This is a genomic window from Salmonella sp. 2018103, assembly GCF_026247685.1.
Taxonomy (GTDB): Bacteria; Pseudomonadota; Gammaproteobacteria; order Enterobacterales; family Enterobacteriaceae; genus Salmonella; species Salmonella enterica.
This window is the reverse complement of the sequence record NZ_CP111029.1, coordinates 1,209,053-1,233,831: the sequence shown is the minus strand read 5'-3', so window position 1 is coordinate 1,233,831 and position 24,779 is coordinate 1,209,053. Positions and strand designations below refer to the sequence as shown.

Genomic DNA, 24,779 nt, shown 5'->3' with positions numbered 1-24,779 from the left:
TCTTTAGTGTTCTAACGCCGCCCTTAAAAAGCCCTGATGAGCGGCGAGTTTTTCCCTGGCGGCTGCAGCATCCAGCCCCGTAAGCGCCATCAAAATGGCGGGCTTAACCTCAAAATCGGTCTGTTTCAGCAACGTTTCCGCCTCTTCACGACCTATCCCGGTCGCTTCAACGACCATCCGACACGCACGATCGACCAGTTTGACGTTGGTGGCTTTCATATCCACCATCAGGTTTTGATAGACCTTGCCGAACTTCACCATCGCGCCGGTAGAAATCATATTGAGCACCATTTTCTGCGCGGTGCCGGATTTCAGCCGCGTGGAGCCGGTAAGCGCTTCCGGCCCGACAACGGGCGAAATAGCGATATTAGCCTCCCGCGCAATAGGCGAATCTGGATTACAGGAGACGGCAACAGTGGTACAACCGGACTGTCGCGCATAGCGCAGGCCGCCAATCACATAGGGTGTACGACCCGACGCCGCGAGCCCCACGACCAGATCCTGTTCTTGCAGATTTAGCGCGACAAGATCGTCTTCGCCTGCCTGTTGGCTGTCTTCCGCGCCTTCGACCGCTTTCAGCAACGCGCCCGGCCCGCCGGCAATCAGCCCGACGACCAGACCGTGCGGAACGCCAAACGTCGGGGGGCATTCTGAGGCATCCAGTACGCCAAGCCGACCACTGGTGCCCGCGCCCATATAGATGATACGTCCGCCAGACTTCAGCGCCGCCGCAGCGGCATCCACCGCACGCGCAACGTCAGGCAGAGTGGCTTTTACTGCTTCCGCTACCAGCGTATCCTGTTCATTAAAACGCTTAACTAATTCAGGGGTAGGCAACGCATCCAGATCCATCGTTTGCGGGTTACGGGTTTCAGACACTAAGGTACCAAGATTCATTTTTGTCCCTCTGGAATTTTTAATTCATAATAAGCGTCCATGATGGAATAGAATATTCCCCCAGGCGAGTGAAATTTCGTTTTGTCGTCGCCATCACGTTTCGCAGGAGCTGCTCATGAACTGTTTGATTCGTATTCGCCAGCGTTATCCGGATCTCGCGCAAAGCGACAGGAAACTGGCGGATTATCTGCTCGCGCAACCGGATACGGCGCGGCATCTGAGCTCGCAGCAACTGGCGGCCGAAGCGGGCGTCAGCCAATCCAGCGTAGTCAAGTTCGCGCAAAAACTGGGGTTTAAAGGGTTTCCTGCATTGAAACTGGCTATCAGCGAAGCGTTGGCCAGCAATCCTAATCCGCATTCCGTTCCCGTTCATAACCAGATTCGCGGCGACGATCCGATGCGCCTGGTCGGGGAAAAATTAATTAAAGAGAATGTGGCGGCGATGCACGCCACGCTGGACGTTAACAGTGAAGAAAAGCTGTTAGAAAGCGTCACGATGCTGCGCCACGCCCGCCGTATTGTGATCACCGGGATTGGCGCCTCTGGGCTGGTGGCGCAAAATTTTGCCTGGAAGCTACTGAAGATTGGCATTAACGCGGTGGTTGAGCGCGATATGCACGCCCTGCTGGCGACGGTGCAGGCGCTGGCACCGGAGGATCTGCTGCTGGCGATCTCGTATTCCGGGGAGCGGCGCGAGCTGAACCTGGCGGCGGACGAAACATTACGCGCAGGCGCGAAGATCCTGGCCATTACCGGTTTTTCTCCCAACGCCTTGCAGCAGCGCGCCACCCGCTGTCTGTATACGATTGCCGAAGAGCAAGCGACGCGTAGCGCCGCTATCTCCTCGACACATGCGCAAATGATGTTGACCGACTTACTGTTTATGGCGCTGGTACAACAGGATTTAGAGCGGGCGCCGGAGCGTATTCGCCATAGCGAGGCGCTGGTAAAAAAACTGGTTTGAAAATGGCTCTTCCGCCTCATGCAGAAGCGCCATCAAGTTTATTGTGCTTCTTTAGCGTGAATCAATTGCGTCAGGAGTGTGTTAACCGGTACGGCAATATTGTTCTGAGCGCCGATTCGCGCAATCGCACCATTTAAATAGTCGATTTCAGTCAGTCGGCCTTTATGTAAATCCTGATGCATAGAAGGATAGTGGTGGCCGCTCTCACGCGGATCGAACACTTTCTTCACCGTATTCATCACCATTTGCTCAATCAACGGAATATTCTGGCTGGCAGCAACTAACACAAACTCATCAACTACCGCTTGCGCTAAATCTAAAGCACCAGGCCGCTGACCAAATCCGCCGACATTACAATCCAGTAGCGCGCAATAGGTGTTCATTACGCTATTAAAGGCTGCTTTCTTCCAGATCGATAATAATACGTCAGGGCTTATTTCAGCATTCAATCCAGCGCTATTAAGGGTGGCAATGACCTTAGCCTCTTGAGCCGAATCATGGCTGGCAATCGGCTGCAGTTCAATCGTTCCGGTACCGGTGGCCATAATATGCCCAGCCCCCTCCAGTTCGCTGGACCATAACGTCACACCCGCATAGATTTTCTGCCGATCGACATATTTCTCCAGCGTTTCGATATTTCCCAGGCCGTTAGATAAAATCATCACTACTTTCGCGGCTGGCAGTAATGGCTTAATACGCTGTAACATGCTATCCAGCTGCATGGCTTTGGTAAACAGAATAACCAGCTCAAACTCCCCCTGGGATTCATCAGCCAACATAGCAGGGATGGGGTAATACTTCTGAGTCGTTTCCGTTTCGACAAACAACCCCTTGCTACGAATAGCGTCAACATGCTCCTGCCAGCTATCGATAAGCGTCACGTCGTGCCCGGCCTCCAGCAGCATATAGCCAAAACGACATCCCATAGCGCCTGCACCTGCGATTGCAATTTTCATTTTTATTTCCTTATTATCTGATTAATGAATTTTGGCTAAAACCGTTGCGACATATTTTTTCGTTATCAGGGTCAACACGACTCCAATAAGCAATAGCACCGTGGTCAAAATAAATACCGTATTGTAGCTTCCGGTATATTTTGCAATAGCGGACGTGACGTAAGGAGCAATAACCGCACCGACGGCAAAACCAAAATACATAAAGCCGTAGTTTAGTCCCTGGTTACGCATACCAAAATTCTGGCTGGTCAAGCCAGGGAAGATAACTAATATACCGGCATAAGCAAAGCCCACGCCCAGAGCGCTGAAATAGAATACCGAAGTATTGCCGTTGAAGAACAACAATAGCAGCATACAGACGCAGGTAAAAAGGTAAACGATAACCAGAGTATTGTAGCCGCCTAATTTATCGGTTAACCCTCCCCAGAACAGGCGACCAATTGAGTTAAATATCGATACCAGGCTAACGACTAATGCACCGGACAGTAAACCGTACTGTGTCATACCAATTTGCGCAGAGCTTGAGCTAATTACCATCCCAGAGAACACGCCCAGCGCCAGAATCATAAACAGCAGCCAGAAGCGCAGATCTTTCAGCATGTGTCGATAGTTTTTATCCATTGGCGACGCTTTAATTCCTCCGCTATCTTTTGCTGGCGCGCTACGAATAAAGAACTGGACGATAAAAATAACCACCAGATAAACAATACCCAGATATAACAACGCCCGACTAACATCGTGAGTTTGTGCCATAAAATATTCGGCCAGGCGGGTGCAAAGTAGCGTCCCGACGCCAACACCCGCCAGTACGATACCGCTGGCAAGACCGCGACGGTCAGGAAAAAATTTCAGAATATTATTAAGGTTACCCGTAAAAGCCAGGCCCGATCCCAACCCGGCAATGACGCCGTAGGTTAGAAACAGCATGGGCAAATTATCCACAAACCCGGACAAGATAAAACCTAAAGAAAACAGGATACCGCCGATAACTATCGCCTGCTTTCCTTTACCATTGTCGATCATTCTCCCGCCCCAAATCATCGGTAAAGGAATGATCCCCATGTTGATAGAGAATGCTAACGCCAGCGTAGCCGGATCCCAGTGATATTGCGCCATGAGTGGTGTTTTGAAATAGCTAAATGCGTAGACGCCCCCGAGCACAAAATTGATGCACACGTGAGCGGCAAGCATTCCCCAGCGGTTGATTGATGCCGACATAATTTTCCCTTTTTAAAATGCACTGATCACAGTTTAAAAAAAGCAAAATAGGCAAACAATTTGGTATTTTTTATAATCGTTATAACAAAACCCAATCGATTGGCATTAAATTTTAATGAATATCAAACAACTACATTCCTTCCTGATATTGTGTGATGAATTACATTATGGTCGGGCAGCCAGTCGCCTGTTTATCACTCAGCCATCATTAAGTCAGCAAATCAAACAACTTGAGTCATCACTTAAGACAATATTATTTAAGCGAAAAGGTAGAGGAATTAAATTAACAAAAGCAGGCATTATTTTGCAACGACACGCTAACAAAATAATGCTGGATTTAAAAAATGCAGAAAATGAACTTCTTCCCTATCAAGATCAACAGCGCGATACTATTTCAATCGGGGTGTCAGGCAGCTACCTGGTCCTGCCCGCTTTTCGCAACTTTATGGCGCACCATCCGGAAATATCTTTAAATGTTAAAGAGTTCTCAACTGAGCAAACCATTAAAAAGCTGACGGATAGCGCCGTTGATATTGGCATTGTTTATCGAACAGCGCTCCCTGCCCAGCTAAGCTCGACCATGCTGTTTGAAGATGAAATTATCGCTGCAATCCCACTTTCTCATCCTCTGGCGACACGCGAACGTCTGCATTTAAAAGATTTAAACGACCAACCCATTATCGTGCTTAATGACTCTCTGCTATTAAGAGGAATCATCACCACTGAATTTAATAACCGCAAAGTCGTTCCTAACGTCATCTGCGAACTGGATAACCACTACTCATGCCTTGAGTATGCCGAAGCGCAGATTGGCATCGCATTTATTACCCGCTCGCTAACCCATTTATCGACACCCAAAAATGTTCGCCTGGTTTCACTGGGCATCCCCGCATTCTTTATTCCTGTCATGCTGGTGCACAGTAATGACCTTTCACTGGATAACGCAACCATCTGCCTGCTCAAGCAGATCAAAAATTTTTACACTGTAGATAACAAATCAGCGCCAGAAAAGAGCTGGCCCGAGCAGAAAATAGGCGTATAATGCCCGCCCGATTTGTGTTGTTTCTGAGAATTTCCTGATGGCGCTGTTAATCACCAAAAAATGTATCAATTGCGATATGTGCGAGCCGGAGTGCCCGAATGAGGCGATTTCAATGGGCGACAGCATTTATGAGATTAACAGCGACAAATGCACCGAGTGTGTAGGCCATTACGAAACGCCGACCTGTCAGAAAGTCTGCCCAATCCCCAATACGATTTTGCAGGATCCCGCCCATGTCGAAAGCGAAGAACAGTTGTGGGATAAGTTTGTTCTGATGCATCACGCAGATAAACTGTAAGCGGGTTAACGCACTTCCAACGCAACAATGCCTGATGGCGCTATGCTTATCAGGCCGACAATATATCGGCCTGTAGGTCAGATAACGTGTTTACGCCGCCATCCGGCAAATCTAACTTTCCAGAATGACCGTAGCGCAGGCGTAATGGCGTTCATCGGCCAACGTGACATGCATGTGCGCCACACCGAGTTTTTCCGCCAGCGTTAACGCCTCGCCCCACAGCCGCAAACGTGGTTTTCCCAGCTCATCGTTAAACACTTCGAACTGATTAAACGCCAGACCGTTGCGGATGCCGGTGCCAAAAGCTTTCGCTGCCGCCTCTTTGACCGCAAAACGCTTGGCGAGAAAACGCACCGGCTGCTGATGCGTCTCCCAGATAGCCCACTCGTTGTCACTGAGCACACGCCTTGCCAGACGTTCGCCGGAACGGGAGATCACTGCCTCAATGCGGGCAATCTCTACAATATCCGTTCCCAGGCCGAGAATCGCCATTAGCCGCGCGCTTCCAGCATCAAACGTTTCATTTCAGCCACCGCCTCTTTCAGGCCCGTCATCACCGCCCGACCAATAATGGCATGACCGATATTAAGTTCGTGCATTTCCGGCAGCGCGGCAATAGCTTTGACGTTATGGTAGGTCAGGCCATGACCCGCATTTACTTTTAGCCCCAGGCGAGCCGCCAGGGTCGCGGCGCTGGCAATACGCGCCAGCTCTTTTGCCTGTTCCGCATCGGTTTCTGCGTTGGCGTAGCAGCCGGTATGGATTTCGATAAACGGCGCGCCGACTTCCGCCGCCGCGTTGATTTGCGTTTCATCGGCATCGATAAAGAGCGAAACCTGGATGCCAGCCGCCGCCAGGCGCGCACAGGCATCACGCATTTTATCGCGCTGTCCGGCCACATCCAGACCGCCTTCGGTGGTGACTTCCTGGCGTTTTTCCGGCACCAGACAACAGAAATGCGGCCTGGTTTCTACGGCGATCGCCAGCATCTCTTCGGTCACCGCCATCTCCAGATTCATACGCGTATGCAGCGTCTGACGCAGAATGCGCACATCGCGATCGGTAATGTGGCGACGATCTTCGCGCAGGTGTACGGTAATGCCGTCCGCGCCTGCCTGTTCAGCAATAAACGCCGCCTGTACCGGATCCGGATAGTCGGTGCCGCGCGCATTACGTAACGTGGCAATGTGGTCAATATTGACGCCTAACAGTAATTCAGCCATGACAATCCTCGTTAATCTTTCTTCGTTTTTACTGTGCGTTTGGGCATAAATTGCCGGAACAGCTCCCGGCTTTTTAACGGTTTTCCCCCAAGATACGGCTTTAATGCCATACGGGTAAAGCGTTTAGCGGCACGCAAGGTATCTACATCCGGGAATTCCCGCGCATCCAGCGCTTTCAGGTGCCGTCCGGTAAAGGTGTTGTTATCGATGACGACGCTGGCGAAAAAGCCTTTTTCTTCGCGGTAACGGTAGGTCATGGTGTCATCCACCCGTTCGCCGCTGCCTGCACAGTGGGTGAAATTGACGCCATACCCCAGATGTCCCAGCAACGCCAGTTCGAAACGTCGCAACGCCGGTTCAGGCGAGCCGGTGGTTCCCGCCAGCGCCTGAATACAGTTCAGATAATCAAAAAAGAGTTCGGAGAAGCGCGTTTCATATTCCAGTACGCGAGAGAGGAGTTCGTTGATATACAGGCCGCTATAGAGCGTAATACCGCTTAACGGCAGCGCCAGAGAAACTGCCTCGGCGCTGCGCAGGGTTTTCACCTCGCCGCGTCCGCTGTAGCGTAGCAATAACGGCGTAAAAGGCTGTAACGCGCCTTTCAGATTGGAACGTTTAGATCGCGCGCCTTTGGCGACAAGGCGCACGCGCCCCGATTCTTCCGTGAAGACGTCCAGCATCAGGCTGGTTTCGCTCCAGGGGCGACTGTGCAGAACAAATGCGCGCTGCCACCCTTCCACGCGGTGTTAACTCACAGATCGTCTACGTAACCGAGACTGCGCAGAGCGCGTTCGTCATCGGCCCAGCCGGATTTCACTTTCACCCACAGTTCCAGGTGTACCGGCGCTTCGAACATCTCCTGCATATCTTTACGCGCTTCAATACCAATGGTTTTGATCTTGGCGCCTTTGTTGCCAATTACCATCTTCTTCTGCCCTTCGCGCTCGACGAGGATCAGCCCGTTGATATCATAACCGCCGCGTTCGTTGGTAACAAAACGTTCAATCTCAACGGTAACGGAATACGGCAGCTCGGCGCCGAGAAAACGCATCAGCTTTTCACGGATGATTTCAGACGCCATAAAGCGCTGAGAGCGATCGGTGATGTAATCTTCCGGGAAGTGGTGAATAGCTTCCGGTAAATGTTTACGCACGATACCGGCAATGGTATCGACGTTCATACCCGTTTCAGCAGAGATCGGTACGATATCAAGAAAGTTCATCTGGCTTGCCAGGAACTGGAGGTGCGGCAGCAAATCGGCTTTTTCCTGCACGTTATCCACCTTGTTAACGGCGAGAATAACCGGCGCTTTGCCATCGCGCAGTTTGTTCAGGACCATTTCGTCGTCCGGCGTCCAACGGGTGCCTTCCACAACGAAAATCACCAGCTCAACGTCGCCAATCGAACTGCTCGCCGCCTTATTCATCAAACGGTTAATGGCGCGCTTTTCTTCCATATGCAGTCCCGGGGTATCGACATAAATTGCCTGATACGGGCCTTCGGTATGAATACCGACAATGCGGTGGCGCGTGGTCTGCGCTTTACGGGAAGTGATCGAAATCTTCTGCCCGAGCAGTTTGTTCAGCAAGGTGGATTTGCCAACGTTCGGACGTCCGACGATGGCAATAAATCCGCAGTAAGTTTTGTCGGTGCTCATTCCAACTCCAGTTTTTTCAGCGCCTGTTCGGCGGCAGCCTGCTCCGCCTTACGACGGCTGGAACCCGTGCCAACCACCGGTTCGCTCAGGCCGCTGACCTGGCAGTGGATAGTAAATTCCTGATCGTGCGCCTCGCCGCGTACCTGCACAACCAGGTAAGATGGCAGCGGCAGATGGCGACCCTGCAAATACTCCTGCAAGCGCGTTTTAGGATCTTTTTGTTTATCGCCCGGACTTATCTCATCCAGACGGGTTTTATACCAGTTAAGGATCAACTGCTCGACGGTCTGGATATTGCTATCGAGAAATACTCCGCCGATTAACGCTTCCACGGTGTCCGCCAAAATGGACTCTCGACGGAATCCGCCGCTTTTTAATTCGCCCGGCCCTAAACGCAGGCACTCGCCTAAATCAAACTCACGGGCTAATTCCGCCAGCGTATTACCACGTACCAACGTGGCGCGCATACGGCTCATATCTCCCTCATCCACCCGTGGGAAACGGTGATAAAGCGCGTTAGCGATAACGAAGCTCAGGATTGAATCGCCTAAAAACTCCAGGCGTTCGTTATGTTTACTGCTGGCGCTGCGGTGAGTCAATGCCTGCTGCAACAGCTCCTGATGATTAAAAGTGTAGCCCAGCTTCCGTTGAAGCCGATTAATTACGATGGGGTTCATGCGATACCAATAAATGAATGCGTCAACAATCCAGCACACGAAACAGACCTGAGACACGTCATCTGTCCTGCCGCATCGCTGCAGCGGAAAGAAGGTTGTCTATAACCAACGCTGTTTCGTGTGCCGTGGCGACCAAACGGCGCCAACCTAAAACTTCGGGGGAATATTCTATACACAACGACAGGGGATGTCGTTAGTCTGAGGGAATTTATCCAGGAAATAATTCACGCTGCCGCTAAAAAGACGGCAGCGTGAACGATCATTTCGTCACAGTTAGTGAATACCGCCGATACGACTCAGGCGTACGCCTGTCGGCCACTCCCCTTCCTGCTTGTCAAAGCTCATCCAGATAGCGACCGCTTTACCGACCAGATTCGCTTCCGGAACAAATCCCCAGTAACGGCTATCCGCGCTGTTATCGCGGTTGTCGCCCATCATGAAATATTGTCCCGGTGGTACAACCCAGGTCGCCAGCGGTTGTCCTGGCTGTTGGTAATACATGCCCAACTGATCCTGGGCTATCGGCACCATCAGGATGCGGTGGGTCACATCGCCTAACGTCTCTTTACGTTCGGTCAGGCGAATGCCGTTTTCTTTTGTCTCGTTTAGCGGAACCTCAAAGAAACCGCTGGTCGCTTCTCCGCCGTTACGGCGGGCAAAGGTCTGTACAAAATCGCTCGGCTCAACGTTAGAGTAGGTAACCGGCAGCGCATTTTCGCACGCCTGACCGGAGCTACAGCCAGGCTGAATCGTCACCTCTTTTGCAACCGGATCATAAGTGATTTTATCGCCCGGCAAACCGACGGCGCGTTTGATGTAATCTAACTTAGGATCTTCCGGATATTTAAATACCACAATATCCCCGCGCTTTGGATGACCGGTTTCAATCAGGGTTTTCTGGTAGATCGGATCTTTAATGCCGTAGGCAAATTTTTCCACCAGAATAAAATCGCCGATAAGCAGTGTCGGCATCATTGAGCCTGACGGGATCTGAAAGGGTTCATAAAGAAATGAACGAACGATCAGAACGATCGCCAGAACCGGGAAAACCGACGCCCCGGTCTCCAGCCAGCCCGGCTTAGGCGCCACTTTATTGAGCGTAGCGTTATCCAGCGCATCTCCCGACGCCGTTTGCGCGGCAGCCTGGCGCGCCCGACGTTTTGGCGCGAAAACAAACTTATCAACGCACCATAAAATGCCCGTCACCAGTGTGGCTATCACCAGAATCAGGGCAAACATGTTCGCCATGCCAACTCCTTAGGGATTATTTATTGTCTTTACCGACATGCAGAATGGCGAGGAACGCCTCCTGAGGCAGCTCGACGTTACCGATCTGCTTCATGCGTTTCTTACCTTCTTTCTGTTTCTGCAGCAGTTTTTTCTTACGACTGATATCACCGCCGTAGCACTTCGCCAGCACGTTTTTACGTAACTGTTTTACCGTCGAACGGGCAATAATATGCGTACCAATCGCCGCCTGAATCGCAATATCAAACTGCTGGCGTGGGATCAAATCTTTCATCTTCTCCACCAGCTCGCGACCACGGCTTTGCGAGTTATCGCGGTGCGTGATCAGCGCCAGCGCATCGACACGCTCGTTGTTGATTAACACATCAACACGCACCATATCGGAAGCCTGGAAGCGCTTGAAGTTATAATCCAGAGACGCATAGCCGCGCGACGTCGATTTCAGACGGTCAAAGAAGTCGAGCACCACTTCCGCCATCGGGATTTCATAGGTCAACGCGACCTGGTTACCGTGATACACCATGTTAGTTTGTACGCCGCGTTTCTCAATACACAGCGTAATAACGTTACCTAAATAGGCTTGTGGTAACAGCATATGACATTCGGCGATAGGCTCGCGCAGTTCATAAATGTTATTCAACGGCGGCAGCTTGGAGGGGCTATCAACATAGATAGTCTCTTTCGCCGTTGTTTCTACTTCATAAACCACGGTCGGCGCAGTGGTGATCAGATCCAGATCGTATTCGCGCTCCAGACGCTCCTGAATGATCTCCATGTGCAACAGGCCGAGGAAGCCGCAGCGGAAACCAAAACCCAGCGCCGAGGAGCTTTCCGGTTCATAAAACAGTGAGGCGTCGTTCAGGCTTAGCTTGCCGAGCGCGTCGCGGAAACTTTCATAATCGTCGGAGCTGACCGGGAACAGACCTGCATAGACCTGCGGTTTCACCTTCTTAAAGCCCGGCAACGCTTTTTCCGCTGGGTTACGCGCTGAGGTTAAGGTATCGCCAACCGGCGCGCCGAGGATATCTTTAATGGCGCAGACCAGCCAGCCTACTTCGCCGCACTTCAGCTCGGTACGATCAACCTGTTTCGGCGTGAAGATCCCCAGGCGGTCAGCGTTGTAGGTCTGCCCGGTGCTCATCACTTTAATTTTGTCGCCTTTACGCATGGTGCCGTTTTTAATACGCACCAGCGATACCACGCCCAGGTAGTTATCGAACCAGGAGTCAATAATCAGCGCCTGCAGCGGGCCGTCCGGATCGCCTTGCGGCGGCGGGATATCGCGCACCAGGCGTTCCAGAACATCCGTCACGCCGACACCCGTTTTGGCGGAGCAGCGTACCGCGTCCGTCGCATCGATACCGACAATGTCTTCGATTTCTTCCGCCACACGCTCCGGATCGGCGGCCGGCAGGTCAATCTTGTTAAGCACCGGCACCACTTCAAGATCCATTTCCATCGCGGTGTAGCAGTTCGCCAACGTTTGCGCTTCTACGCCCTGGCCGGCATCCACCACCAGCAGCGCGCCCTCGCAGGCGGCTAACGAACGGGAAACTTCATAGGAAAAGTCAACGTGTCCCGGCGTGTCGATAAAGTTCAGTTGATAAGTTTCACCATCAGACGCTTTAAAATCCAGCGTCACACTCTGGGCTTTAATAGTAATACCGCGCTCACGCTCAAGATCCATCGAATCAAGTACCTGAGCTTCCATTTCACGGTCAGACAGGCCACCGCAGATTTGGATAATACGGTCAGACAGCGTCGATTTACCGTGGTCAATGTGAGCAATGATCGAAAAGTTACGTATGTTCTTCATAGAGATAAATTATTATGCCTTACGCCTGGTTGACCAGACTTTAGAGGTCGCTGTTCTGAGCTTAACGTCTGTTTTAACTGAAACGCCGCATTCTACACTACAACGCTAAGGCGAGGAAATGTTCATAGTGTAAGGAGAACGGGAACTGGAAAACGCCTCGCTTTTTTCCTGTAAAACACCGCAACGCAGGAAAAGCGCATGCTTACCGGGACAACAACCCAACGCGGCAGGTGTACCGTTGGGCAAAACGTTTACTGGCGCGTTTCGATTGAGGTAGTTTCGACGCGAACAAGGTCCGGCGGGAGGGCAACGTTTAAAATCACCGGCTGCCAGGCGTCGCGCTCCGCCAGTTTTCGGGAATAGCCGCGGGCAACCAGAAAACCGCCCACGCCGCCCAACACGGCCCCGCTTAATGCGGCAAGGTCAGATCCAAACAGCATCTGAAAAAGCGCCGCACAAAGAAATAGCCCCGCTAAAGGCGACATATAGACCAGCAATGCCGAACCTAAAAGGCTTTTTTCGGCGATGCCCAACTCGACTTTCTGCCCCGGCGCCAGCGGCTCCGCGCTTGGCACAACAATGGTATGCGTGGTTTGCGGCCCTAATTTATTCAGCACGCGACTGCCGCATCCCGCACGGGAGGCGCAACTGCTGCATGACGCTTTAACGTCGCAGTTCACCACCGCCTGACCATTCTGCCAGGAGACAACGGTTGCCCACTCTTTAATCATTGTACTGCCCTGAATTTGATACTGTCGGCAATGCGCTTCGCCGTTTGCGGCGGAAGCTCGCCGACAATGGTGATTTCCGCGTTGTCGCGAACGCTGCTATAAACCGTTCGGCGCCCGGTACGCAGCATCTGATCGCTGCTGTTTTGCGTCGCCCGGTTCACATTGACGGAAAAGCTAAACAGACCGTCAGAATAAAGCCGCGATTCGATAGGCAGGTTATCCATCGTCGGCAACGGACGACGGCTGCTGGAAACTTCGCTAAAGCCTTGCGGCACCCAGGATGGACTCCAGTTAAATTTCGTTTTTTCGCCACCGGGAACAGAAAGCAGCGGCGGCAGATTCGCCTTCGCCAGCGCCTGCATGTTGCTGCCGATATCCTGACTCACCGTGAACGCAATAACGCGGAACTGCTCCAGCGTCTCGCCATCGCGATCCAGCAGATCAACGCGCATCGGCAGTTTGGTGTCCATGTCCATCCAGACGATATAGCTGTAACGCGTACCATCGCGCGCCACAACGCGGATAACTTCGCACAATCTGTCTGCGATACGGGTGCGTCCGACAGAAATAAAGTCGTAGTAAGGCGCCAGGCGCTTGAAGTCGGTGTAAATCAGGGAAGGCAGAGAATCGACAATATAATCACCGTTCAGGGTGAACGGCTCAAGGCCCGGTTCAAAATAACTGATTTCATTACCACGCTGTACGACCTCCCGGCGGGGACCGTCCAACTGTAGCAATTGCGCAAGCGGGCGACTATCCAGGCGTGCGTGTCGATAACGTAGAGATTCAACGCCTTGTTTCGTGATGCTGACGAATGACAGCTCGTAATTCAGTGACTGACTGGCGATGTTCATCTGCTGCAATAACGCCCCGGACGCAGGGTCGGCCGAGGCGTTTACTGAGAAGAACAGGCTAGCCGCCACAAGGGACATGGCAAACCAAAGTTGCTTCATTACTGCGATTGCGTTCCTAAAGTTTGGATTCCTGGCACCTGTACCGCGGCTTGCTGGGTTTGCGCCTGCTCAAACTGAAGCTGTTCGGAGTGCAGTCGGCGCTGCAGTTCATAGTCCTGCAACATGGCATTAATGCGACGACGCTGCTCCTGTACCTGCTGTTGCTGACTGCCGACAGGCGCTGCTTCAGAAGGCACTCCCAGACTTACCGGGCTGGCTTTCCCCATCATAGGCAGGGTATTGAAAACCGGCGTTTCAGGTTGTTGGGATGTTTCAGATTGCCCATTATAGTGCTGGACACCGACGATAACTGCAAGTGAAACGCACGCCGCCACGCCCATTTGGGTAAGCTGCGCCGCCCACGGACGCACTTTTTTCCAGAACGGCATTTTCTGCCATTGCTGCGGAGCGGGTTGGGCCTCAGGGATTAATGGCGACACCTGACGTACTGGCTCGTTTTCAATAGCGGCCATCACGCGAGCGGATATATCGAAATGGAGAACGTCAGGCGTATCCCCCCGCATTGAATCGCGGATCAGGTGATAACTCTCCCAGGTTTTCTGCATTTCCGGGTCGTGCGTAAGCGCTTTGAGCAGCTCACTATCCAACGTTTCGCCATCCATCAAAGCGGAAAGTTTTTCTTTCTGCATGCCTAATACCTTTTCCAGTATCCCGCTATCGTCAACGCCTGATAAGCGGTTGAACTTTATTATCAATAGCTTCCCGCGCCCGGAAGATACGTGAACGCACCGTCCCCACCGGACAATCCATGATAGCCGCTATCTCTTCATAGCTCAGGCCATCCAGCTCCCGTAAGGTGATTGCCATACGTAAATCTTCCGGGAGGGACTCAATAGTTCGGAAAACTATCTGTCTCAGTTCTTCTGACAACATTAAGTTCTCAGGGTTCGAAATTTCTTTCAGCGCGCCGCCGCTTTCAAAGTTTTCTGCTTCAATCGCGTCTACATCACTGGAAGGCGGACGACGCCCCTGCGCAACCAGGTAGTTCTTCGCGGTATTGACCGCAATGCGATACAACCAGGTATAAAAAGCGCTATCCCCCCGGAAAGAATCCAGCGCGCGATAGGCCTTAATAAATGATTCCTGTACGACATCGGGAACGTCGCCCGATGGCACATAGCGGGAAACCAGACTCGCCACTTTATGCTGGTAGCGCACTACCAGTAAGTTAAAGGCTTTCTGATCTCCCTTCTGGACCCGTTCAACCAGGACCTGGTCCGTTAACTGCTCGCTCATCCGAGGTAATGTCTCCCCAAACCAAATTTCCACGCGCTTTCGAAACGCCACTCCATAAGCCGCACTATGAGCAAGCAACAGGTTAGAGTGTCTATGTTTCGTAAAGTTCCGTTACGCATTTGTTTTTGTTTGTCATGTTGTAGACAGGTCTTATCTTCCATTATAAGTCTACAGATGCTGAACAACGCACTATCTGTACAGAAATGCCCATTTCGTCGTTTGCAGAGTAACCTAACAGCATCTTTATTTCACTACAAAATCCGACGCTAACACCCTGCCCTATAAAATATTTTTTGCCGTTTATCTCTCGCCGTATTTTTATTTTATGTTTAATAAGCACAACACCAGCGAAATCATCACGTGCTTTTTAGCGCCATATAGTGCTAATCTGCCGCAACCGTGTTTAGTAAATTAAACAAAAACCATGATGACAACTCCTGAACTGTCCTGTGATGTGTTAATTATCGGCAGCGGCGCGGCCGGACTCTCGCTGGCGCTGCGTCTGGCTGAAAAACATAAGGTTATCGTCCTGAGTAAAGGGCCGGTGAGCGAGGGCTCCACGTTTTATGCGCAGGGCGGTATTGCCGCCGTGTTTGATGAAACCGACAGTATTGCGTCGCATGTCGAAGATACGCTGATTGCCGGCGCCGGAATTTGCGATCGCCACGCGGTGGAGTTTGTCGCCAGCAACGCTCGTACCTGCGTGCAGTGGCTTATCGATCAGGGCGTGCTGTTTGATACGCATGTCCAGCCAAACGGCAAGGAGAGCTATCATCTCACGCGTGAAGGCGGCCATAGCCATCGCCGTATCCTTCATGCCGCTGACGCTACCGGAAAGGAAGTCGAAACCACGTTGGTCAGTCGGGCGCAAAATCATCCTAATATTCAGGTGCTGGAACGCAGCAACGCCGTTGATTTAATTATCTCCGATAAAATGGGTCTGCCAGGGCCTCGCCGGGTCGTCGGCGCCTGGATCTGGAATCGCAATAAAGAGTGGGTTGAAACCTGTCATGCGAAGTCGGTGGTGCTGGCGACCGGCGGCGCCTCAAAGGTTTATCAATACACCACTAACCCGGATATTTCCTCCGGCGACGGTATCGCGATGGCCTGGCGCGCAGGCTGTCGGGTCGCTAATCTGGAATTTAACCAGTTTCATCCCACCGCCCTTTATCACCCGCAGGCGCGTAATTTTCTCCTTACCGAAGCGCTGCGCGGCGAAGGCGCATACCTTAAACGTCCGGACGGTTCACGGTTTATGCCGGACGTTGACGAACGCGGCGAACTGGCGCCGCGCGATATTGTCGCCCGCGCTATTGACCATGAGATGAAACGACTCGGCGCAGACTGTATGTTTCTCGATATCAGCCACAAGCCTGACGATTTTGTCCGCCAGCACTTCCCGATGATCTATGCGAAACTGCTCGATTTGGGGATGGATTTAACCAAAGAACCGATTCCCGTTGTTCCTGCCGCGCACTATACCTGCGGCGGCGTGGTTGTCGATGATTATGGTCGTACCGATGTAGACGGCTTATATGCCATTGGCGAAGTCAGTTACACCGGCCTGCACGGCGCTAACCGTATGGCGTCCAACTCGTTGCTGGAATGCTTAGTGTACGGCTGGTCCGCAGCAATGGATATCGACAGGCGAATGCCTTCTGTCCACAGCGTTGACGTCCTTCCCGCCTGGGATGAAAGCCGCGTGGAGAACGCCGATGAGCGGGTGGTGATTCAGCATAACTGGCATGAACTGCGCCTGCTGATGTGGGACTATGTGGGCATTGTGCGCACGACGAAACGGCTGGAGCGCGCCCTACGGCGTATTACTATGTTGCAACAAGAGATTGACGAATATTACGCCAACTTTCGCGTCTCGAATAATTTACTGGAGCTGCGCAATCTGGTGCAAGTGGCCGAACTGATTGTGCGTTGCGCGATGATGCGTAAAGAGAGCCGGGGGCTGCACTTTACGCTGGATTATCCGCAACAACTGGCTGAATCAGGCCCATCGATCCTTTCGCCGTTAACGCCTCACATAAACAGATAAAATGCCTGGGTCAGCGCCGTATAACTTTCAGAATAATGCTGGTCTGACCCGCGAATTACTAATCTGTCGCTAAAGCACTCTCCGGCTTGCGGGGAGAATGCGAGCAAAACCCGGTGCGGCAAGCGCGCTTCGTTTTCCGCAACGTCAGTACGTAATCGCAAATGCCATCCCATGTTGAGCGCTTGCTGTGTAAAAGCGTTACCTATTTGTTCCGGCAAGACTACGCAAAAAAAGCCGTCTTCGGTAATACAATCCGCCGCAATAGCCAATAACGTCTGGTGATCCAGCGTAGCGGTGTAACGCGCCTGCTCCCGCTGCGGCGTGGCGCATTCCACACCGGGTTCGTAATAAGGCGGGTTGCTGATAATAAGATCAAAGCGTACCGTCTGGCGAGGCGCCCAACGCTGAATATCGTCAGTATGCACCGTTATTCGATGCGGCCAGGGAGAGTGAGCAACGTTTTCCTGCGCTTGCATGGCAGCCCCGGCATCCAGTTCCACGGCGTCAATAGGCACATTGTCATCCGTCCGCTGCGCCAGCATTAACGCCAGTAGACCGCTTCCAGTACCGATATCCAGAATTCGCTTTACATCCGCGACCGGCGCCCACGCCCCGAGTAAAATACCGTCAGTTCCCACTTTCATCGCACACCGATCGTGTGCGACAAAAAACTGTTTAAACGTAAATCCGTTACGACGAAGAACGGAGCCAGACTGAGACATGTAAAAACAACCTTGCAAAAAACGGCGACAGCGCCGGGTGAAAACAATACCTGAGAAGGGATATCCATACAAACAGATGAAGATTGCGGCCGTAACGTCTATAATCAGCGCCCCACACAGAGGTAGAACATGACTGTAACGACTTTTTCCGAACTTGAACTCGACGAAAGCCTGCTGGATGCCCTCCAGGATAAAGGTTTCACTCGCCCGACCGCCATTCAGGCTGCCGCCATTCCGCCTGCGCTCGATGGCCGTGATGTACTCGGTTCTGCGCCGACAGGCACCGGTAAAACGGCGGCATATCTGCTGCCGGCGTTGCAGCACCTGCTCGACTTTCCGCGTAAAAAATCGGGGCCGCCGCGTATTCTAATCCTGACGCCAACCCGCGAACTGGCAATGCAGGTTGCCGATCACGCTCGTGAACTGGCTAAGCATACTCATCTGGATATCGCCACGATTACCGGCGGCGTGGCCTATATGAACCATGCTGAAGTGTTTAGCGAAAACCAGGATATCGTGGTCGCCACGACGGGCCGTCTGCTGCAATATATAAAAGAAGAGAATTTTGACTGCCGGGCGGTTGAAACACTGATCCTTGACGAAGCTGACCGGATGCTCGACATGGGCTTCGCTCAGGACATTGAACATATCGCTGGTGAGACCCGCTGGCGTAAACAGACGATGCTGTTCTCCGCCACGCTGGAAGGCGATGCGATTAAAGATTTTGCCGAGCGCCTGCTGGAAGACCCGGTTGAGGTTTCCGCCAATCCGTCAACCCGCGAGCGTAAGAAAATTCACCAGTGGTACTACCGTGCCGACAATTTCGAACATAAAGTTGCGCTGTTGAAGCACCTGCTAAAACAAGACGATGCAACCCGTTCTATCGTGTTTGTACGTAAACGTGAACGCGTCCATGAACTGGCTGAAACGCTGCGTCTGGCAGGGATCAACAATTGCTATCTTGAAGGCGAGATGGCGCAGATCAAACGTAACGAAGGTATTAAGCGTCTCACCGACGGTCGCGTTAACGTGCTGGTCGCGACCGACGTCGCGGCACGCGGGATTGATATTCCTGACGTCAGCCACGTCATTAACTTCGACATGCCGCGCAGTGGCGATACCTATCTGCATCGCATTGGTCGTACAGGCCGTGCGGGTCGCAAAGGCACTGCAATCTCGCTGGTAGAAGCCCACGACCATCTGTTGCTGCTGAAAATTGGTCGCTACATCGAAGAGCCGCTAAAAGCGCGCGTCATTGATGAGCTTCGCCCGACCACGCGTGCGCCCAGCGAAAAGCTGACCGGCAAACCGTCGAAAAAAGTGCTGGCGAAACGCGCCGAGAAGAAAAAAGAGAAAGAAAAAGAGAAGCCGCGTGTGAAGAAACGTCACCGCGATACAAAAAATATCGGTAAGCGCCGCAAGCCAAGCGGTACGAAAATGCAGGAGCAATCCAGCGAAGAGTGATGATACTGCCGGGTTCGTTAACCCGGCATTTTTTTATCTTCCACGGTAAAACACGCCTCCATACACTGCATAAATATCTGCATTGCCGGGCTGACCGCTTTCCCGGCATGATGGGCGCACAGCGCCATGATCGATAGCGACGGCGCGCCAAACGGCAGCTCTTTCAACTGACCGGTACTAAGTTCTCGTTCAACGGTAAAACGTGGTAAAAAGCTGATGCCCAGGTTAGCAGCCACACACTGTTTAATGCTTTCAATACTCCACAGTTCAATGGTGTTTTCCAGCGTAATCCGCCTCTGCCGTAGCGTACTTTCAAACAGCTGGCGGAAGACACATTGCGGTTCATTGATGATGAAGCTACAGGGAATATGCTGATCTGGCTGCGTAAAATCAGCATCCTGTAGCAGTGGAGAGGCCACCAGCGCCAGCGACTGCTCCCCCAGTTGCTGCATCGTGAGCGCATCATCATTACCTACGCGATAAAAAACGCCCAGATCGACCTCGTCATTCAGCAACGCATCACGTATTACATAGCAATTCAGCGACTGTAGCGACAATCTGACATTCGGCGCTCGCAGCTTAAATCGTTGTAAAACCTGCGGCATTTTGTACGCCAGTAAGGTTTCACCTGTCGCCACGCGCAGCTCCCCGCCGGGTTCCGCATCCTGTCTTGCGGCTTCACGAATCGACTCCATCACACGCGTCAGTTCATGGATATGCGGCATCAGCTTTTTCCCCTCATTGGTCAGACACATTCGGCGCCCTATTTTCTCGAACAGTTGCAGGGAAAACTCACGTTCAAGCTGTTGAATATGAAAAGTTACCGTCGACTGAGTACAGCACAGCTTTTGCGAAGCCCGCAGAAACGAGCCCTCTTCCACTACCGTTTTCAGCGTAATAAACCGACGCAGATCCATAACCACCAACCTATCGAAAATCTCGAATTCAGAATTAAAAAACATTCATTTTTTTAAATATTTCATATCGGGTACTGTCTGCTAAAACAGAGGAGATGACAAGTGACACCGATGCTTTTAAGCGCTTTCTGGACTTATACATTAATCACCGCCCTTACCCCCGGCCCAAACAATATTCTCGCGCTTAGCGCAGCAACTGCACATGGTTTTCGGCAGAGTATTCGTGTACTGGCAGGTATGAATCTGGGATTTTTGGTCGTCATGCTGCTGTGCGCCGGGATCGCGTTTTCCCTTGCGGTTATCGATCCGGCAATCATTCATTTACTCAGTTGGGTGGGGGCTGCGTATATCCTGTGGCTGGCGTGGAAAATTGCCACCAGTCCAGCGGCGGATGAGAACGCCAGACCAAAACCGGTTGGCTTTTGGGTAAGCTTTGGCCTGCAGTTTGTGAACGTCAAAATTATTCTGTACGGCATTACCGCTCTGTCTACATTTGTTTTACCGCAAACGCAGGCGCTGAATTGGGTCATCGGCGTCAGTATATTGCTGGCATTGATCGGCACGTTCGGTAATGTGTGCTGGGCGCTGGCGGGACATCTGTTTCAGCGGGCGTTTCGCCATTATGGTCGCCAGTTAAATATCATTCTGGCGTTACTGCTGGTGTACTGCGCGGTGCGGATTTTTTACTGACCCAAATAAAACAAAAGCGGAAAAGGCCCGGCCTCTTCCGCTTGTTATTACCGGATAAGCCTTACAGGCTTTCGGTAAAGGTACGAGCGATAACGTCGCGCTGCTGTTCCGGCGTCAGGGAGTTAAAACGCACCGCATAACCAGAAACACGAATAGTCAGCTGCGGGTATTTTTCCGGATGCTTAACCGCGTCTTCCAGAGTTTCACGACGCAGAACGTTAACGTTCAGATGCTGACCGCCTTCAACGCGTACTTCCGGTTTAACTTCCATCGGAATTTCACGGTATTCAATCTCGCCCAGTTTGCTGACAGCCACAACTTCATCTTCAGCAAAGCCGGATTTTGCAACGATGCAGCGCGCTTCGCCTTTTTCGCTGTCCAGCAGCCAGAAGGAATTCAGCAGGTCGTCGTTAGCGGCTTTAGTAATCTGGATACCTGTAATCATGTGATGCCTCCCCAGGCAAAATTATTTGATTTCGGTCGGCCTAATCCCGGCCAATTGGTAAAACCATTGTTGCTTGAGTGTATATATACCCTTCGATCACCCTTCATTCTTTGATTTAAATCAATAAAAACCACACCATAAAAAGGGTGATGAAGGGAATTTATTGTTTTACATCAACTTACACCATTCAGACCTATAAACTTTTTACATAAATTTTCAACTATCTTTTGTAGGTAACCGTTTTTGTAGCACGCAGGATTTTGCACTGCAGAAAGAAGCAGTTAAGCTAAGGGAACTGGAAATTCGCAGGAGAGCGAGATGGCGACTGAGTTAACCTGGCACGATGTGCTGGCTGATGAGAAACAGCAACCTTACTTTATCAATACGCTTCACACTGTTGCTGGCGAGCGTCAGTCGGGTATCACGGTCTACCCGCCGCAAAAAGATGTGTTTAACGCCTTTCGCTTCACGGAACTGGGCGACGTTAAGGTGGTGATCCTGGGACAAGATCCTTACCACGGCCCCGGCCAGGCACATGGTCTGGCGTTTTCCGTGCGTCCTGGGATCGCTCCCCCGCCGTCATTAGTGAATATGTACAAAGAGCTGGAAGCCTCCATTCCCGGCTTTGTTCGCCCCGCGCACGGTTATCTGGAAAGCTGGGCGCGCCAGGGCGTACTGTTACTGAATACGGTGCTCACGGTACGGGCAGGCCAGGCGCATTCTCATGCCAGCCTGGGGTGGGAAACTTTTACGGATAAAGTGATAAGCCTGATTAACCAACACCGCGAAGGGGTCGTCTTCTTGCTGTGGGGCTCGCACGCCCAGAAGAAAGGCGCGATTATTGATCCACAGCGCCACCATATTCTGAAAGCTCCGCATCCCTCGCCACTCTCTGCGCACCGCGGATTTTTTGGCTGTAACCATTTTGCGCTAACGAACCAATGGCTGGAACAACACGGCGAGAAAACTATCGACTGGACGCCAGTATTACCGGCTGAGAGTGAATAACGTTGGCGACTCGCCGTTTTATCGCCCGGATAACGGCGCGAAAGCGCCTTGTCTGACCGGGCGGTAGGAAGTACATCATTGGCCCGGCGCGCGTTGCGTCACCGGGCTGCAGCCCTTACGCTTTATTCTGTCGCCACCACTCGGCGAGGAGTACGCCTGTCGCAACCGACACATTCAGGCTTTCCACGTTCCCGGTGCCGTTAATTTTCACGCACAGATCGCCGGGTTCGCGCGCCGCTTCCGGCAGGAAGTCATATTCACGGCCTAAGACCAGCACCATCTTTTCCGGCAGGGTCGTACTAAAGAGCGCCTGACCGCGATCGCTGGACGTCGTCACCACGGTGTACCCCGCCTGACGAAAATCATCCAGTACGTCAACAATGCTTTCACCAGTGATCGGCTGGACATGCTCCGCCCCGCCTTCCGCGGTACGAATCGCCGCGCCGGACTCCAGCAACGCCGCATCCTGTACCACCACGCCTTTCACGCCGAAGTGCGCGCAGCTACGCATCATGCCGCCCAGATTATGCGGGTTAGCGACATCTTCCAACGCCAGCACGCAGTCTTGATCCGCCGCCTGCTTTACCCATTGCTTAACGGTCGTACCGTTACGCTTTTTAATCAGGAAACACACGCCGCCGTGGTGCTCAGTCCCGGAAGCTTTTGCCAGTTCGGCTTCATCCACCACATGGTAGGCTTTACGATTCGCCGCCATCCAGCGCAGCGCCTCTTTAAAACGCGGCGTTACGCTTTGGATAAACCATGCGCGCACGATGGCGTCAGGACGGCTCTGGAATAGCGCCTGGCAGGCATTTTCGCCGTAGACGCGCGTCTCTTCCGCACGCTGGCGACGCAAAACTTCAGGGTCGATAAAACTTTTACCGCTAATACCACCATGATCGACTTTCTCAGGCGTTTCATCGCCTGGCGCACGGGACACGGTGCGCCACGGCGAAGTTTCATGTTTACGGTCACGGCTCTGATTATTTCGCTCATCACGGGCGGGGCGACGTCCACCGTCAGTGCGAGACTTTGCTGGGCGGCCTCCCCCTTTCCCGGTACGCGGGTTATGGGTGCGTTTATCAGAGTCATCATCACTACGGACATACATCACTTTGACTTTGCCGCTTTTGTTTTTTAATTCATCGTTCATGCTTTTCTCCACCAGCGCTGCGCGAAGCGCGAAGATTACCCGATGTGCATCCGGTTAGCCATGATTTCGTTTAAAAGCTTGCGACTATTGTACTCATTGAATAAAACACATTGTTGTTTAGCACAGACTCCTCGATAATATGTAACATTATAGAAACATCCCGCGCGTAGCGGGACGTCTTCCGACGTATTCAGAGGTTAGCTATGAACACCGTTTGTACCCACTGTCAGGCCATTAACCGCATCCCCGACGATCGGCTTCAGGACGCGGCAAAATGTGGACGCTGCGGTCATGAGTTGTTTGACGGAGAAGTCATTAATGCGACCGGCGAAACGCTGGACAAACTGTTGAAGGACGATCTTCCAGTGGTGATCGACTTTTGGGCACCCTGGTGCGGCCCTTGCCGTAACTTTGCGCCAATCTTCGAGGATGTCGCAGAAGAGCGCAGCGGTAAAGTCCGTTTCGTCAAAGTGAATACCGAGGCGGAACGGGAACTCAGCGCCCGTTTCGGTATTCGCAGCATCCCGACGATTATGATTTTTAAACATGGACAGGTGGTCGATATGCTTAATGGCGCAGTGCCTAAAGCGCCTTTCGACAGCTGGCTGAACGAAGCGCTGTAAACGCCACGGGGCGCATCTTGTGCCCTGTTTTCACCTCTGCCACAATAGCGTTTTTCTCCGCAAACGCTTTCTATGACCAATAACGCTGTCCTTCAGTTACGCGCCGAACGGCTTGCGCGCGCTACTCGCCCTTTTCTTGCCAGAGGCAATCGGGTTCGCCGCTGTCAACGCTGCCTGCTGCCGCTAAAATCTTGCCTGTGTGATACGTTAACGCCTTCTCAGGCGAAAAGCCGTTTTTGTCTGGTCATGTTTGACACTGAACCGATGAAACCCAGCAATACCGGCCGGCTGATAGCCGATATTTTGCCGGATACCGCGGCGTTTCAGTGGTCGCGTACCGAGCCGCCGCAGGCGTTGCTGGAGCTGATACGGCATCCGGATTATCAGCCGATAGTGGTCTTTCCTGCGTCCTACGCCGGCGAAGCGCGCGAGGTCATTTCCACCCCGCCCACCGGGAAACCGCCGCTGTTTATTATGCTGGACGGCACCTGGCCCGAAGCACGTAAAATGTTTCGTAAAAGCCCTTATCTGGATCATCTGCCAGTCATTTCCGTCGATTTATCGCGTCTTTCAGCTTATCGTCTGCGTGAAATCCATGCCGAAGGGCAATATTGTACCGCCGAAGTCGCGATAGCGTTGTTAGATCTGGCGGGAGATACCGAGGCGGCAACCAGTTTAGGTGAACATTTCACCCGTTTCAAAACGCGCTATCTGGCAGGAAAAACGCAACATCCGGGAAACGTCACAGCATAAAATAGCGAAAGCGTTTAAAA

Annotated in this window: 28 protein-coding genes; 9 read left to right on the top strand and 19 right to left on the bottom strand. The window is 52.3% G+C overall.

What is annotated here, in order from left to right:
* Window positions 1-3 precede the first annotated feature (3 nt).
* On the bottom strand, window positions 4-897 hold the full coding sequence (gene murQ / locus OLG56_RS05975) for an N-acetylmuramic acid 6-phosphate etherase (RefSeq protein WP_001048531.1): 894 nt from the start codon (window positions 895-897) through the stop codon (window positions 4-6).
* Window positions 898-1,012: 115 nt separating this feature from the next.
* On the opposite strand from murQ, the gene OLG56_RS05970 reads away from it, so the two are divergent.
* Window positions 1,013-1,861: a MurR/RpiR family transcriptional regulator gene (locus OLG56_RS05970; protein ID WP_000995694.1), complete on the top strand. Its 849-nt coding sequence runs from the start codon at window positions 1,013-1,015 to the stop codon at window positions 1,859-1,861.
* A gap of 38 nt (window positions 1,862-1,899) precedes the next feature.
* On the opposite strand, the gene OLG56_RS05965 is transcribed toward OLG56_RS05970, so the two are convergent.
* Window positions 1,900-2,817 (bottom strand): oxidoreductase, encoded by a 918-nt coding sequence (locus OLG56_RS05965; protein ID WP_079980928.1) that lies wholly within the window; start codon window positions 2,815-2,817, stop codon window positions 1,900-1,902.
* 21 nt (window positions 2,818-2,838) lie between these two features.
* Window positions 2,839-4,035: an L-lactate MFS transporter gene (locus tag OLG56_RS05960; protein ID WP_001276368.1), complete on the bottom strand. Its 1,197-nt coding sequence runs from the start codon at window positions 4,033-4,035 to the stop codon at window positions 2,839-2,841.
* Between the two features lie 115 nt (window positions 4,036-4,150).
* Here OLG56_RS05960 and OLG56_RS05955 point away from each other — a divergent pair, with 115 nt between their 5' ends.
* Together OLG56_RS05955 and OLG56_RS05950 are read left to right on the top strand one after the other, a co-directional pair.
* Complete coding sequence (locus OLG56_RS05955; RefSeq protein WP_001022463.1) at window positions 4,151-5,077, top strand: LysR family transcriptional regulator; 927 nt, start codon at window positions 4,151-4,153, stop codon at window positions 5,075-5,077.
* 37 nt (window positions 5,078-5,114) lie between these two features.
* A complete protein-coding gene (locus OLG56_RS05950; protein WP_001196290.1) occupies window positions 5,115-5,375 on the top strand; it encodes a YfhL family 4Fe-4S dicluster ferredoxin in 261 nt (86 codons plus the stop codon).
* Window positions 5,376-5,486: 111 nt separating this feature from the next.
* On the opposite strand, the gene acpS is transcribed toward OLG56_RS05950, so the two are convergent.
* The 12 genes from acpS to rseD all read right to left on the bottom strand — a co-directional run bounded on the left by acpS (window position 5,487) and on the right by rseD (window position 15,098).
* Entirely contained in the window at window positions 5,487-5,867 is a 381-nt protein-coding gene (acpS, locus tag OLG56_RS05945; protein ID WP_000986043.1) for a holo-ACP synthase, read from the bottom strand.
* Complete coding sequence (gene pdxJ / locus OLG56_RS05940) at window positions 5,867-6,598, bottom strand: pyridoxine 5'-phosphate synthase (RefSeq protein ID WP_000818972.1); 732 nt, start codon at window positions 6,596-6,598, stop codon at window positions 5,867-5,869. Before pdxJ ends, acpS begins: the two co-directional genes overlap by 1 nt.
* Before the next feature lie 11 nt (window positions 6,599-6,609).
* Window positions 6,610-7,338, bottom strand: a complete 729-nt coding sequence (recO, locus tag OLG56_RS05935) for a DNA repair protein RecO (RefSeq protein WP_000399377.1) — start codon at window positions 7,336-7,338, stop codon at window positions 6,610-6,612.
* An 11-nt stretch (window positions 7,339-7,349) separates the two neighbouring features.
* Window positions 7,350-8,255 (bottom strand): GTPase Era, encoded by a 906-nt coding sequence (gene era, locus OLG56_RS05930; RefSeq protein ID WP_000102230.1) that lies wholly within the window; start codon window positions 8,253-8,255, stop codon window positions 7,350-7,352.
* Window positions 8,252-8,932, bottom strand: coding sequence for a ribonuclease III (rnc, locus tag OLG56_RS05925; protein ID WP_001068341.1), 681 nt, complete (start codon window positions 8,930-8,932; stop codon window positions 8,252-8,254). Before rnc ends, era begins: the two co-directional genes overlap by 4 nt.
* A gap of 273 nt (window positions 8,933-9,205) precedes the next feature.
* Entirely contained in the window at window positions 9,206-10,180 is a 975-nt protein-coding gene (lepB, locus tag OLG56_RS05920; RefSeq protein WP_000002559.1) for a signal peptidase I, read from the bottom strand.
* Between the two features lie 16 nt (window positions 10,181-10,196).
* Window positions 10,197-11,996 (bottom strand): translation elongation factor 4, encoded by a 1,800-nt coding sequence (lepA, locus tag OLG56_RS05915; RefSeq protein ID WP_000790154.1) that lies wholly within the window; start codon window positions 11,994-11,996, stop codon window positions 10,197-10,199.
* 251 nt (window positions 11,997-12,247) lie between these two features.
* Window positions 12,248-12,727: a SoxR-reducing system protein RseC gene (gene rseC / locus OLG56_RS05910; protein ID WP_061377267.1), complete on the bottom strand. Its 480-nt coding sequence runs from the start codon at window positions 12,725-12,727 to the stop codon at window positions 12,248-12,250.
* Window positions 12,724-13,680 (bottom strand): sigma-E factor regulatory protein RseB, encoded by a 957-nt coding sequence (gene rseB / locus OLG56_RS05905; protein ID WP_000812021.1) that lies wholly within the window; start codon window positions 13,678-13,680, stop codon window positions 12,724-12,726. The genes rseC and rseB overlap by 4 nt, the downstream gene beginning before the upstream one ends.
* Window positions 13,680-14,330 (bottom strand): anti-sigma-E factor RseA, encoded by a 651-nt coding sequence (rseA, locus tag OLG56_RS05900; RefSeq protein WP_001168374.1) that lies wholly within the window; start codon window positions 14,328-14,330, stop codon window positions 13,680-13,682. Before rseA ends, rseB begins: the two co-directional genes overlap by 1 nt.
* Window positions 14,331-14,361: 31 nt before the next feature.
* Window positions 14,362-14,937 (bottom strand): RNA polymerase sigma factor RpoE, encoded by a 576-nt coding sequence (gene rpoE, locus OLG56_RS05895; RefSeq protein WP_000003307.1) that lies wholly within the window; start codon window positions 14,935-14,937, stop codon window positions 14,362-14,364.
* Window positions 14,934-15,098 carry a rpoE leader peptide RseD gene (gene rseD, locus OLG56_RS05890; protein ID WP_014344135.1) on the bottom strand — a complete coding sequence of 55 codons (165 nt, stop codon included), beginning with the start codon at window positions 15,096-15,098 and terminating at the stop codon, window positions 14,934-14,936. The genes rpoE and rseD overlap by 4 nt, the downstream gene beginning before the upstream one ends.
* A gap of 263 nt (window positions 15,099-15,361) precedes the next feature.
* On the opposite strand from rseD, the gene nadB reads away from it, so the two are divergent.
* Complete coding sequence (gene nadB, locus OLG56_RS05885; RefSeq protein WP_000989187.1) at window positions 15,362-16,984, top strand: L-aspartate oxidase; 1,623 nt, start codon at window positions 15,362-15,364, stop codon at window positions 16,982-16,984.
* Here the strand turns inward: nadB and trmN are convergent.
* A complete protein-coding gene (gene trmN / locus OLG56_RS05880) occupies window positions 16,969-17,706 on the bottom strand; it encodes a tRNA(1)(Val) (adenine(37)-N(6))-methyltransferase TrmN (protein WP_000083343.1) in 738 nt (245 codons plus the stop codon). The two genes, nadB and trmN, sit on opposite strands and share 16 nt — an antisense overlap.
* Before the next feature lie 129 nt (window positions 17,707-17,835).
* Between trmN and srmB the strand changes: the two genes are divergently transcribed.
* Window positions 17,836-19,170, top strand: coding sequence for an ATP-dependent RNA helicase SrmB (gene srmB, locus OLG56_RS05875; protein ID WP_000219174.1), 1,335 nt, complete (start codon window positions 17,836-17,838; stop codon window positions 19,168-19,170).
* Between the two features lie 17 nt (window positions 19,171-19,187).
* Here the strand turns inward: srmB and OLG56_RS05870 are convergent, their stop codons facing one another.
* The gene (locus OLG56_RS05870) at window positions 19,188-20,087 is read right to left on the bottom strand and encodes a LysR family transcriptional regulator (RefSeq protein ID WP_000365861.1); all 900 of its coding nucleotides are present in this window, start codon (window positions 20,085-20,087) and stop codon (window positions 19,188-19,190) included.
* A 102-nt stretch (window positions 20,088-20,189) separates the two neighbouring features.
* Here OLG56_RS05870 and eamB point away from each other — a divergent pair, with 102 nt between their 5' ends.
* Entirely contained in the window at window positions 20,190-20,777 is a 588-nt protein-coding gene (eamB, locus tag OLG56_RS05865) for a cysteine/O-acetylserine transporter (protein WP_061377266.1), read from the top strand.
* A gap of 61 nt (window positions 20,778-20,838) precedes the next feature.
* On the opposite strand, the gene grcA is transcribed toward eamB, so the two are convergent.
* On the bottom strand, window positions 20,839-21,222 hold the full coding sequence (grcA, locus tag OLG56_RS05860; protein ID WP_000627811.1) for an autonomous glycyl radical cofactor GrcA: 384 nt from the start codon (window positions 21,220-21,222) through the stop codon (window positions 20,839-20,841).
* A 318-nt stretch (window positions 21,223-21,540) separates the two neighbouring features.
* Between grcA and ung the strand changes: the two genes are divergently transcribed.
* The gene (ung, locus tag OLG56_RS05855) at window positions 21,541-22,230 is read left to right on the top strand and encodes a uracil-DNA glycosylase (protein ID WP_000179978.1); all 690 of its coding nucleotides are present in this window, start codon (window positions 21,541-21,543) and stop codon (window positions 22,228-22,230) included.
* Window positions 22,231-22,345: 115 nt separating this feature from the next.
* Here ung and OLG56_RS05850 read toward each other — a convergent pair whose 3' ends face one another.
* Window positions 22,346-23,383 (bottom strand): tRNA/rRNA methyltransferase, encoded by a 1,038-nt coding sequence (locus OLG56_RS05850; RefSeq protein WP_000997366.1) that lies wholly within the window; start codon window positions 23,381-23,383, stop codon window positions 22,346-22,348.
* Window positions 23,384-23,586: 203 nt separating this feature from the next.
* Between OLG56_RS05850 and trxC the strand changes: the two genes are divergently transcribed.
* Together trxC and tapT are read left to right on the top strand one after the other, a co-directional pair.
* Window positions 23,587-24,006 (top strand): thioredoxin TrxC, encoded by a 420-nt coding sequence (trxC, locus tag OLG56_RS05845; protein WP_001098732.1) that lies wholly within the window; start codon window positions 23,587-23,589, stop codon window positions 24,004-24,006.
* Window positions 24,007-24,078: 72 nt separating this feature from the next.
* Window positions 24,079-24,759 carry a tRNA-uridine aminocarboxypropyltransferase gene (gene tapT, locus OLG56_RS05840; protein WP_000183638.1) on the top strand — a complete coding sequence of 227 codons (681 nt, stop codon included), beginning with the start codon at window positions 24,079-24,081 and terminating at the stop codon, window positions 24,757-24,759.
* The last annotated feature ends 20 nt before the right edge of the window (window positions 24,760-24,779 follow it).